The organism is Sulfolobus tengchongensis, from assembly GCF_036967215.1.
Classification (GTDB): Archaea; Thermoproteota; Thermoprotei_A; order Sulfolobales; family Sulfolobaceae; genus Saccharolobus; species Saccharolobus tengchongensis_A.
Genome location: NZ_CP146016.1, coordinates 2,637,507 through 2,646,967, shown reverse-complemented (window position 1 = coordinate 2,646,967; position 9,461 = coordinate 2,637,507). Strand labels below are relative to the sequence as shown.

Annotated in this window: 17 protein-coding genes and 1 tRNA gene; 17 read left to right on the top strand and 1 reads right to left on the bottom strand. The window is 34.4% G+C overall.

What is annotated here, in order from left to right:
* Window positions 1-3: 3 nt before the first annotated feature.
* The 16 genes from V6M85_RS13275 (at window position 4) to V6M85_RS13200 (ending at window position 8,663) form a co-directional block, all read left to right on the top strand.
* Window positions 4-549 (top strand): 50S ribosomal protein L6, encoded by a 546-nt coding sequence (locus V6M85_RS13275; RefSeq protein ID WP_338601082.1) that lies wholly within the window; start codon window positions 4-6, stop codon window positions 547-549.
* The gene (locus V6M85_RS13270; protein ID WP_338601079.1) at window positions 546-962 is read left to right on the top strand and encodes a 50S ribosomal protein L32e; all 417 of its coding nucleotides are present in this window, start codon (window positions 546-548) and stop codon (window positions 960-962) included. Before V6M85_RS13275 ends, V6M85_RS13270 begins: the two co-directional genes overlap by 4 nt.
* The gene (locus V6M85_RS13265) at window positions 959-1,417 is read left to right on the top strand and encodes a 50S ribosomal protein L19e (RefSeq protein ID WP_338601076.1); all 459 of its coding nucleotides are present in this window, start codon (window positions 959-961) and stop codon (window positions 1,415-1,417) included. Before V6M85_RS13270 ends, V6M85_RS13265 begins: the two co-directional genes overlap by 4 nt.
* A 1-nt stretch (window position 1,418) precedes the next feature.
* Entirely contained in the window at window positions 1,419-2,009 is a 591-nt protein-coding gene (locus V6M85_RS13260; protein ID WP_338601073.1) for a 50S ribosomal protein L18, read from the top strand.
* Window position 2,010: 1 nt separating this feature from the next.
* On the top strand, window positions 2,011-2,655 hold the full coding sequence (locus V6M85_RS13255) for a 30S ribosomal protein S5 (RefSeq protein WP_338601071.1): 645 nt from the start codon (window positions 2,011-2,013) through the stop codon (window positions 2,653-2,655).
* A 5-nt stretch (window positions 2,656-2,660) separates the two neighbouring features.
* Window positions 2,661-3,137 carry a 50S ribosomal protein L30 gene (locus tag V6M85_RS13250; RefSeq protein ID WP_338601068.1) on the top strand — a complete coding sequence of 159 codons (477 nt, stop codon included), beginning with the start codon at window positions 2,661-2,663 and terminating at the stop codon, window positions 3,135-3,137.
* A 1-nt stretch (window position 3,138) separates the two neighbouring features.
* The gene (locus V6M85_RS13245) at window positions 3,139-3,573 is read left to right on the top strand and encodes an uL15 family ribosomal protein (RefSeq protein ID WP_338601065.1); all 435 of its coding nucleotides are present in this window, start codon (window positions 3,139-3,141) and stop codon (window positions 3,571-3,573) included.
* A 16-nt stretch (window positions 3,574-3,589) separates the two neighbouring features.
* Window positions 3,590-4,999 (top strand): preprotein translocase subunit SecY, encoded by a 1,410-nt coding sequence (gene secY, locus V6M85_RS13240; protein WP_338601062.1) that lies wholly within the window; start codon window positions 3,590-3,592, stop codon window positions 4,997-4,999.
* Between the two features lie 2 nt (window positions 5,000-5,001).
* On the top strand, window positions 5,002-5,589 hold the full coding sequence (locus V6M85_RS13235; RefSeq protein ID WP_338601060.1) for an adenylate kinase: 588 nt from the start codon (window positions 5,002-5,004) through the stop codon (window positions 5,587-5,589).
* Between the two features lie 4 nt (window positions 5,590-5,593).
* Entirely contained in the window at window positions 5,594-6,040 is a 447-nt protein-coding gene (locus tag V6M85_RS13230) for a hypothetical protein (protein WP_338601058.1), read from the top strand.
* A 14-nt stretch (window positions 6,041-6,054) separates the two neighbouring features.
* Entirely contained in the window at window positions 6,055-6,315 is a 261-nt protein-coding gene (locus tag V6M85_RS13225; RefSeq protein WP_338601056.1) for a 50S ribosomal protein L34e, read from the top strand.
* 26 nt (window positions 6,316-6,341) lie between these two features.
* A complete protein-coding gene (cmk, locus tag V6M85_RS13220; protein WP_338601055.1) occupies window positions 6,342-6,911 on the top strand; it encodes a (d)CMP kinase in 570 nt (189 codons plus the stop codon).
* Window positions 6,911-7,153 (top strand): DNA import protein CedA1, encoded by a 243-nt coding sequence (gene cedA1 / locus V6M85_RS13215; RefSeq protein ID WP_338601052.1) that lies wholly within the window; start codon window positions 6,911-6,913, stop codon window positions 7,151-7,153. Before cmk ends, cedA1 begins: the two co-directional genes overlap by 1 nt.
* The gene (cedA, locus tag V6M85_RS13210) at window positions 7,087-7,956 is read left to right on the top strand and encodes a DNA import protein CedA (protein ID WP_338601049.1); all 870 of its coding nucleotides are present in this window, start codon (window positions 7,087-7,089) and stop codon (window positions 7,954-7,956) included. Before cedA1 ends, cedA begins: the two co-directional genes overlap by 67 nt.
* Before the next feature lie 10 nt (window positions 7,957-7,966).
* Entirely contained in the window at window positions 7,967-8,122 is a 156-nt protein-coding gene (locus V6M85_RS13205; RefSeq protein ID WP_338601046.1) for a hypothetical protein, read from the top strand.
* Between the two features lie 121 nt (window positions 8,123-8,243).
* On the top strand, window positions 8,244-8,663 hold the full coding sequence (locus V6M85_RS13200) for an archease (RefSeq protein WP_338601044.1): 420 nt from the start codon (window positions 8,244-8,246) through the stop codon (window positions 8,661-8,663).
* Here the strand turns inward: V6M85_RS13200 and V6M85_RS13195 are convergent.
* Window positions 8,641-9,195, bottom strand: coding sequence for an archaemetzincin family Zn-dependent metalloprotease (locus V6M85_RS13195; RefSeq protein WP_338604818.1), 555 nt, complete (start codon window positions 9,193-9,195; stop codon window positions 8,641-8,643). The two genes, V6M85_RS13200 and V6M85_RS13195, sit on opposite strands and share 23 nt — an antisense overlap.
* Window positions 9,196-9,325: 130 nt before the next feature.
* Here V6M85_RS13195 and V6M85_RS13190 point away from each other — a divergent pair.
* Window positions 9,326-9,399, top strand: a tRNA-Phe gene (locus V6M85_RS13190).
* Window positions 9,400-9,461: the final 62 nt, after the last annotated feature.

The following is a 9,461-nucleotide window of genomic DNA, read 5'->3' as shown; positions in this document are numbered from 1 at the left end:
TAAATGCAGGCTGTAATGTTAAAGGAGGAAATCGATGTCCCAAATAATGTAAGTGTTGAGATAAGAGGATTTTTGGTAAAAATAAAAGGACCAAAAGGAGAAATAGCTAGAGATTTTAGTTTTGCTAAGGAAATTGAGATCAAATTAGATGGCAATAAAATATTATTAGAAACTACATTTGCGAATAGGCGAAAAAAAGCTGTATTCTACACTATAGTAAGCCATATTAAGAACATGATAACTGGGGTAACAAAAGGCTATAGGTACTATCTTAAGATTATATATACTCATTTCCCTATGTCAGTTAAAGTCTCGGGGAATGAGGTTCAAATAACTAACCTAATAGGCGAAAAAAATATACGAAGGGCACCAATATTACCTGGCGTGAAGGTTACAGTAAAAGGCGAAGATATAATAGTTGAAGGTATTGATTTAGAAGCAGTAGCACAGACGGCTGCAAATATAGAACAAGCTGCTAAAATAACTGGTTTTGATAAACGTGTTTTCTCTGATGGTATATTTATTTATAAGAAAGAGGTGATTGAATGAGTGAACAGAAAATAAGGGTATATAGGAAAAAGATTTATGAAATAAGGCAGAAGTTAAAGTCTAAAAAGCCAGAATTTATGAGATATGATTGGGATAAGTTCTATAGACTAGAAAGGCAAGAAAAATGGAGAAGGCCATACGGTCGAGATAATAAGACTAGGCTTAAAATTAGGGGTTTCCCCCCAATAGTAAGTGTAGGTTATAGGTTACCTAAGGAGATCAGAGAATTACACCCTACTGGATTAAAGCAAGTATTGGTTCATAACGTAAATGAGTTAATTAAACTTCAGAATCAGAAAGATAATGTCATTGTTATAATAGCTTCCTCAGTTGGTTTTAAAAAGAGGATTGAGATTCTAAATAAGGCTAAGGAATTAGGTTTAAAGGTGAGTAATGGAGGTATTAATGTATGACCGACTTAAGAGCTCAAAAGAAATTAGCTGCCGCAGTAGCTGGGGTAGGTATAAGTAGAGTTAAGATAATCCAAGATTACATTGATGAGGTTCAAGGTGCATTAACTAGAGACGATGTTAGGAAGCTGATAAATGAAGGAAAGATTGTAATTCTCAAAAAAACTGGAATAAGTGGTGGCAGATTAAAGGAAAGAAAGAAAAAGAGAAGTCTTAAGAGCGAAGGTAGGAAAGCTGGTAGTAGGAAGGGCAAAAAAGGAGCGAGAGCAAATAGTAAAGAAATGTGGGTGAAAAGGATAAGGAAAATAAGGGCTTATCTAAGGTGGTTAAGAGATCATAAAGTTATTGATACTCACACATATAGAGAACTATACCTAAAAGCTAAAGGTGGTAATTTCAAGGGAGTTTCTGATGTTAGGAACATTCTAATACAGATGGGAAAATTGAAAGGTGAATGATATGGCTAATGGTCCTAATTATAAGGTTAAGTTTAGGAGAAGACGAGAAGGAAAGACTAATTATTATAGACGATATGCTTATGTTGTCAGTAAGCAAATAAGGTTTGTCGTGAGGATAACAAATAAGTATGTGATAGTGCAGGTTGTAAAGATTGATCCTAAGGGTGACATTACACTAGCTGCCGCACATTCTATAGAGCTAGTTAAGAAGTTTGGCTGGAAAGGAGATACAAATAATACGCCTGCAGCTTACCTTACTGGATATTTAGCAGCGTTAAGAGCAATGAAGAAAAATATAAATAAGTGCGTCGCTGATATTGGTCTTCATGTACCTTCTAAGGGAGCTAGAATATTTTATGCAATAAAAGGGGCAATTGATGCTGGGTTAAAAATTCCTATAGGCGAGGTAGGTATACAAGATTCTAGAATAAAAGGGGAACATATAGCGAAGTATGCAGAAAAGTTAAAAAATGAAAATCCTGATTTATATAACAAGTTATTTTCAAAATATTTAGAAAGAGGTTTAAATCCAGAAAATTTACCTTCTCATTTTGATGAGGTGTTAAATAAGATAAAGTCTTCTGGTGGTTAATATGGCAGAAGAGGTTCCTAGCATAAATATAGAGGAATGGAAACCTAGAACATTAGTAGGCAATCTTGTAAAGAGTGGAAAGATATCATCTATAAAAGATCTATTTGATAGAAATCTTCCGATTACAGAGCCAGAAATTGTAGATGTCTTATTACCTAAACTTAAATATGAAGTTATAGATATTAAAGTAGTTCAAAAACAGACTGATGCAGGAGAGATATCCAGATACAAGGTCTTAGTAATTATGGGAAATATGGACGGTTATGTAAGTATTGGCACAGGTAAGGCTAAACAACTAAGAGTCGCAATTCAGAAGGCAATTAGAGATGCTAAGATGAATATAATACCAGTAAGAAGAGGATGTGGAAGCTGGCAATGTACGTGTGGAGAACCTCACAGTTTGCCATTCAAGGTAATTGGAAAGGCAGGCAGTGTGGAAATTGAACTGTTACCAGCTCCTAAGGGTACCGGGTTAGTTGTAGGTAGTGTATTAAAAACTTTGTTGACATATGCTGGTATTAAAGATGCATGGTCTACTACAAAAGGTGAAACCAGAACTACAGAAAACTTTGTGAGAGCTGGCTATAATGCACTTTACAACACATATAGATTTGTTACTTTACAAGATTGGGCTAGAAAGAGGTAATAGAAATGGTTGAATTATTGGCAGTAGTTAGAATTAGAGGTTGGGCAAAAGCTCCCTGGTTTATTAATGAGACATTAGAAATGCTAAGGCTGAAGTATAATTTTAATGCGATGATATACCCAAAAGTACCTCCAATACTCGGTATGTTGCATAAGACTTCACCATATGTTACCTGGGGAGAAATAAATTCTGATGTTTTGAAAATGTTAATCACGACAAGACTTGAAACAATAAAAGGAGATAAGGTTTCAGATAGTTACGTCAAAGAAGTCTTAAAGATCGATAATATTGATGCATTGGTGAAGCAACTCTATGAGGGTAAGATATATTTGCATAAATTAAATCAGTATTTCAAATTGCCTATTCGTTTACACCCTCCTAAAGGTGGATTCAAAGGTAGTGTTAAAAGACCATATAAAAATAAAGGTGAATTTGGATATAGGGGAGATAAGATAAATGAATTAATAGAGAGGATGATCTAAAATGGTGGTAAGAAGAGAGAAGAAATCTAGAAAACTAAGGGGATCAAGAACAATGGGATGGGGTATAAGGGGACAACATAGAGATAGAGGAGCACAAGGTAGTAGGCAAATAGGTATGCATAAAGAGAAATGGTCTTGGCTAGTAAAATACGGAAAGGGATGGTATGGTAAACATGGATTCCGAAATCCAACCACAAAACTTGTCAGTACAATATCGCTGAGAAGGCTAAATGAGTTATTAATAAATGGTTCTATAAAACTTGAGGAGAAAGATGGTAAAAAAGTGTTGGATTTAAATCAGTTAGGTTATGAGAAATTGCTTGGCGGTGGTAATTTAAGTATTGCAGTGGTTATAAAAGTAAAGAAGGCTAGTGCTAAAGCCGTAGAGAAAGTAAAGCAAATTGGGGGAGAAGTAATATTAAGCCCAACTGAATAGTTTTTTTGAGTAAATTATGTCTTTCGTTGATTCACTAGCTAACCTTGGGCAATATTTACCAGCTGTTGTTAAACCTAAAGAAAAGCCTTCATTAGGTCAAAAGTTAATTTGGTCGCTAGTTGCTGTTATAATATATCTGATAATGGCCTCTACTCCCCTTTATGGGATAACTGCAACATCGTTTTTCAAGAATCTCGTATTGGAGCAAATTATCTTCGCATCTACCACGGGTACTTTGGCACAGTTAGGTATAGGACCCATAATAACAGCTGGTTTGATTATGCAGATATTAGCTGGATCTAAGCTAATTCAAATCGATTTAAATGATCCAGATGATAGGATTAAGTTTACAGAAGCTCAAAAAGGTTTAGCATTCATCTTTATTATAGTTGAATCGGTACTATTTGGGTATGTATTAGCTAGAACCTCAACAACTATTAGTGGTTCAGTATTGCTTATTGCAGGTATAGTTATAGCTCAACTCATTGTAGCAACATATTTAATTTTATTACTAGACGAAATGATACAGAAAGGCTGGGGATTAGGGTCTGGAGTAAGTTTGTTTATACTAGCTGGTGTCATGAAAATCATGTTTTGGGATATGTTCGGGATAGCAAGTGTGAGCTCACAAAACTTGCCTGTAGGTTTCTTTCCTGCTTTATTTACTGCCTTAGCATCTCACAGTAGTATTGCTAATTTAATAGTTAACACCTCAACCAAGAATTTATTCCAACCTGATTTAGTTGGTTTAATAACTACTGTAGCATTAATAATAATAACCATATATCTTACTACGATGACTATTGAAATACCTGTAACTTCTCAGAGACTAAGAGGAATTAGAAGAACTATACCATTGAATTTCCTTTATGTTAGTAGCATACCAGTTATATTTGTTGCAGTATTAGGTTCTGACATTCAATTATTTGCTTCGTTGGCATCTTATGTTTCACCGTCAGCGTCAAATATTTTAGATACGATAAGCGGGGCGTTCTTTTTCCCTCCACCAAATTCAGCTATACCTCATAGTGTATATGCAATAGTTTTAGATCCATTAGGTGCACTAGAATATTCTGTAATTTTTATTGTGCTTAGTATTCTATTTGGAATATTATGGGTCGATGTAGCTGGTTTAGATCCAGCTACTCAAGCTCAGCAATTAGTTGAAGCAGGTATTGAAATCCCTGGAGTCAGAAGCAACCCGAGAATTATTGAAGGAATATTGGCTAAATATATATACCCATTAGCATTCTTTAGCTCAATAATTGTTGGTTTGATTGCAGTAGTTGCTACACTTTTAGGTGCTTACGGAACTGGGATAGGAATATTGTTGGCTGTAACAATAGCAATACAATATTATAGCTTATTAGCTTATGAAAGATCTTTAGAAATGTACCCACTATTAAAGAGATTGATAGGTGAGTAGAAATGAAATTGGGTATAGTAACTGGAATACCTGGTGTGGGTAAAACTACTGTTTTATCGTTTGTAGACAAGATCTTATCTGAGAAAGATATCCCACATAGGATTGTAAATTATGGGGATTATATGTTAAATACAGCGCTAAAAGAAGGCTATGTAAAGAATAGAGACGAGATAAGAAAATTACCAATTGAGAGACAGCGTGAGTTACAGGCTTTAGCTGCAAGGAGAATCGTTGATGATTTATCAACATTAGGTAATAATGGTTTAGGTTTAGTGGATACACATGCAGTGATCAGAACACCATCAGGGTATCTGCCTGGACTTCCAAAACATGTCGTAGAGGTTCTTTCCCCTAACGTAATCTTTTTATTGGAGGCAGATCCTAAACTTATATTAGAAAGGCAAAAGAGGGATAATACTAGAGCCAGAGCCGACTATAGTGATATCTACGTTATCAATGAAGTTATTCAATTTGCTAGATATTCAGCTATGGCATCAGCAGTACTAGTCGGGGCATCAGTTAAGGTAGTGGTAAATCAAGAAGGAGATCCTTCTATTGCCGCTAATGAAATAATAAATTCGTTAATGTGAAAACATGCAGACAAATATAGTTTATATTTTTTTAATTTCATTGGTATCAAATCTAGTTGTTTACTTTATATATAAGTATTATTTATATGGCAAAATTAATAGTACGATAAGTCTTGTGGAGAAATACGAGGAAAGATTAAAAAATATCACATCTAGTAAAAGGAGAGAAAAAACGTATAGGAAGATATCTAAGCAATTAGAATCATACATGTCGACGGTTAGGTATTATATGTTCTTAAGGTCAATGATATTGGTTGGTATATACATATTTGACCTTATAATTATCTTAAATTATTTAAACGCCAATATCTACTTACCATTTTATATACCTTACGTAACATTAAAGACTGGTGATGGGTATTTGATGCTTAACGGATCTCTTTTCGAATTTATTGCCTCTTACATAATATTTACACCTATCTCTTTAAGGTCAAATTTAAAAATAAGATAAAATAAGATTAAGATATGCCTAGACCAGCTTTACGCTCTAGGTCACTAAGAAGAGTTTATGTAAAATTACCTAGTGGAAAGACTACAATACACTACGAAAAGAAAAAGAATGATCTAGCTAAGTGTGCTTTATGTAAGAAACCCTTAAATGGTACAAAGACTGACAACCTATATAAGTATAGTAAGGTAGAAAAAAGGCCAGAAAGACCTTTTGGAGGTTATTTGTGCTCTTCGTGTCTTACACACTTGATTAAGCAAGCCGTAAGACAGTTCTAGCAAGGCTTTTTAGAGGAAGACAATTGATGAGAATTATTATAAGCGGTCCCCCAGGAAGCGGAAAAACCTCAGTGGCAGTAAGGTTAGCTAATGCTCTCTCATATAAGTTTGTATCAGCGGGTAGCATGTTTAGAGAAATAGCACAGAAGATGGGATTAGATGTTGTGAATCTGAATAGGTTAGCTGAGACAAATTTTGATATAGATAGAATGGTTGATAAGAAAATCTATGATTACATATTAAATGAGAGGGATATTATAATTGAGTCTCATATAGCTGGATGGTTATTTAGAGAATATGCGGATTTCGCAGTATATCTATGGGCACCACTTAAAATTAGGGCAGGTAGAATTTCACTGCGAGATAAGGTATCCTACGATGAGGCTCTCTCGCAAATTATTAGTCGAGAATATATGCATTACAAGAGGTTTAAAAGATTTTATGGAATAGACGTTAATGACTTATCAGTTTTTGATCTAGTTATAAATACGTCTGATATAGGAATTGATGAAATAGTTAAAGTAATCTTAATGTATTTCTCATCAGTTTCGCGTAACTCTCACTCGTTAAAAAGTTCTTATAATAACGATAAGTGATGGTAAGTATAGTTCAATTTGTACAAAATTTGGATACTCAAGTTACCGAAATAGCATGGAGTATATTTATATTAGCTTGGGCTGTAGGATGGGCATTAAGAGGTGCACCTATACCAATATTTAGAGTGAAAAGGACTGGACAAGATCTCATTGAGGATGCTATATTGGCAGCCTTTTGGATTGCATTAGGTACTACAGTATTTTCCTTAATTACCTATATTGCGTCGCAAGTGGGATCATGACTGATAGTGGATATTCTCCATTTTATATCCTTTATATTGCTATAAATATTGCAGGGTTAACATATGCTCTTGGGGCATTATTTTATGGCTTACCAATACCTATATATGGTCTAAAAAAATGGGGACCTAAAATGATGAGTGATGCTATATATGCAGCAGTGTGGATAAATATCTACGGAGCAGTTATCTCAGTTATAGGCAAATTACAAAGTTTATTAGGAGTAAGTTGGACAACGTTTTATTCTTCGATTTTACAATTACAAGTTCAAATGTTTAATGCATTAATACAGATCAAAAGTGTATATTATATTATAACTACTGTTAAGATATCTATGGCTCTTGCTCTTTTAGCAGATCCTGTTCTTCAATTTTCATCATTTGTTACTGATATAATATTCCTATTGCAGTTTTTTATAGATTTAGGTGAATTTATACAGAGTACGTTTATGATACTTATTGCAATTGGAATTTTACTATTATCACTCCCTTTCAGAATTGGGAAAAACATAGGTGGAACTTTGATATCATCTAGTATTGTATTTTATATCGGATTACCTTATTTGCCAATATTCATGCAGAATATGTCTTCCTCAACACTCTCACAAATGGAAGCTCAATTATCCTCAATTGCAAATTTAAACACTCTTATTGAAACTGTAGCTGGCATAGTACCTGAACTGGTTATTGCTTTTATAATAGTGCCCATGCTCTATTTAAGTATTTTAGCAGGTCTGTCTCTAGGTCTAGGTACTGCTATTGGTGGATCCAGTGGAAGAATGCCATTTCCTTTAGACTTATTTTAGGTGAGAAAATATGAAAAGTCGGGATTTAATGATATTTCTATTGACCATAGATAGTATAGCTGCATTCCTGTATTCGAAAAACTATTATATTATCATTTATACTACTATAATTGTCTTTATTTTAGTCATAATAAATAAGTTTATTTTGAAGAAGGTTGAGGATTAGTCTGACTACCACTTTTTCTTTCTTTCTTAACTTCTTTTGTCATAAATAGTGTAGTTTTTTGCCTTCCTCCCATTTCACATCATCAATTAACTATTAATGTTATGAAGTGTTATAAAGTTATATGAAGCAGTTCGAGTTCTTCGAGCATACAGCTGACATAGGCGTTAAGGCCTATGGCAAATCCTTAGAAGAAGCATTTTCTAATGCAGCATTAGGTGTATTTGAGATCATTACTGATACATCTAAGGTTAGTCCAGTTATATTTAGGGAAATTTATTTGAATGGTTACGATTTGGAGAATCTATTATATAAGTGGATAGAGGAACTACTTTATTATTACGACTCTGAGCTATTACTTTTCAGTAAATTTGAGATAATGATAGACCAAGATACTATTACTCTGGAAGGACGGGCATGGGGAGAGAAGTTTGATTTAACGAAGCATGAACGTAGAACTGTGGTGAAAGCTATGACCTATCATCAGTTATCGATAGAGAAGATAGATGATGAATACATTATTACCTTTGTGGTCGATATTTAGCCAATTTCTCATTAACCTTATATTTGCATTTCTCACAAAAATATGCCTCCTTTTTGTCTACATCCTCTATTGTATTGCTAAAATTCATCACGCAGCCCATGTTGTTGCAGTGGCTTAATCCAAGTGTATGGCCGATTTCATGTGTGACTTCTTTTATTAGTCTCTCCATAAATAGTGTTGGATTGGGCTTTCTATTATAGAACTCTTCTCTTAGTCTACTAGTGAATACTATAGCAACTTTATCTATAGTTAGTCCAAAAACAAAATTATAGCTATTAACATATCCATCTGCATCTACAATAAAGACGATTGAATCGTAATTAAAATCATATAGGTTCTTTAGGAAGTTTAAGGCTTTTTCTGCATCAAATTGTAATCTATCCCAATTGAACGCGGATATTGGTAGATACTTTCTACTGTCAAACAATATATCAACCTTTAATCCATAGTTCGAGAGATGAGCTATTAACTCGTCCATTATCGATTTTTCGATATTTGATAGGATGACTAATAGAACTTTCATCACGTTCACCAATGTAGGGACCTCTGGAGACCCTAATTCATAGAACCCTAAATATTTAGGGTTCTCCAAGGGTGTCGCCAGGTCCCTGCTAAATTTAATGACAATAAAAGTTAAAAAGTCATATCTCTATTATTATAATGCCGCCGTAGCTCAGCCCGGGAGAGCGCCCGGCTGAAGACCGGGTTGTCCGGGGTTCAAGTCCCCGCGGCGGCACTCCCCTAATTCTTCTCGTGAATTGAAAGAATTTTACGTTCTTATGAAGAGAATTATCGGCA

Excerpts from the sequence above, each read along its gene's own strand:
- V6M85_RS13260 (WP_338601073.1), top strand. The coding sequence starts at position 1,419 with ATGGCTAATGGTCCTAATTATAAGGTTAAGTTTAGGAGAAGACGAGAA.
- V6M85_RS13275 (WP_338601082.1), top strand. The coding sequence starts at position 4 with ATGCAGGCTGTAATGTTAAAGGAGGAAATCGATGTCCCAAATAATGTA.
- V6M85_RS13225 (WP_338601056.1), top strand. The coding sequence starts at position 6,055 with ATGCCTAGACCAGCTTTACGCTCTAGGTCACTAAGAAGAGTTTATGTA.
- secY (WP_338601062.1), top strand. The coding sequence starts at position 3,590 with ATGTCTTTCGTTGATTCACTAGCTAACCTTGGGCAATATTTACCAGCT.
- cmk (WP_338601055.1), top strand. The coding sequence starts at position 6,342 with ATGAGAATTATTATAAGCGGTCCCCCAGGAAGCGGAAAAACCTCAGTG.
- V6M85_RS13265 (WP_338601076.1), top strand. The coding sequence starts at position 959 with ATGACCGACTTAAGAGCTCAAAAGAAATTAGCTGCCGCAGTAGCTGGG.
- V6M85_RS13255 (WP_338601071.1), top strand. The coding sequence starts at position 2,011 with ATGGCAGAAGAGGTTCCTAGCATAAATATAGAGGAATGGAAACCTAGA.
- V6M85_RS13235 (WP_338601060.1), top strand. The coding sequence starts at position 5,002 with ATGAAATTGGGTATAGTAACTGGAATACCTGGTGTGGGTAAAACTACT.
- V6M85_RS13205 (WP_338601046.1), top strand. The coding sequence starts at position 7,967 with ATGAAAAGTCGGGATTTAATGATATTTCTATTGACCATAGATAGTATA.
- V6M85_RS13270 (WP_338601079.1), top strand. The coding sequence starts at position 546 with ATGAGTGAACAGAAAATAAGGGTATATAGGAAAAAGATTTATGAAATA.
- V6M85_RS13230 (WP_338601058.1), top strand. The coding sequence starts at position 5,594 with ATGCAGACAAATATAGTTTATATTTTTTTAATTTCATTGGTATCAAAT.
- V6M85_RS13245 (WP_338601065.1), top strand. The coding sequence starts at position 3,139 with ATGGTGGTAAGAAGAGAGAAGAAATCTAGAAAACTAAGGGGATCAAGA.
- V6M85_RS13250 (WP_338601068.1), top strand. The coding sequence starts at position 2,661 with ATGGTTGAATTATTGGCAGTAGTTAGAATTAGAGGTTGGGCAAAAGCT.
- V6M85_RS13200 (WP_338601044.1), top strand. The coding sequence starts at position 8,244 with ATGAAGCAGTTCGAGTTCTTCGAGCATACAGCTGACATAGGCGTTAAG.
- cedA1 (WP_338601052.1), top strand. The coding sequence starts at position 6,911 with ATGGTAAGTATAGTTCAATTTGTACAAAATTTGGATACTCAAGTTACC.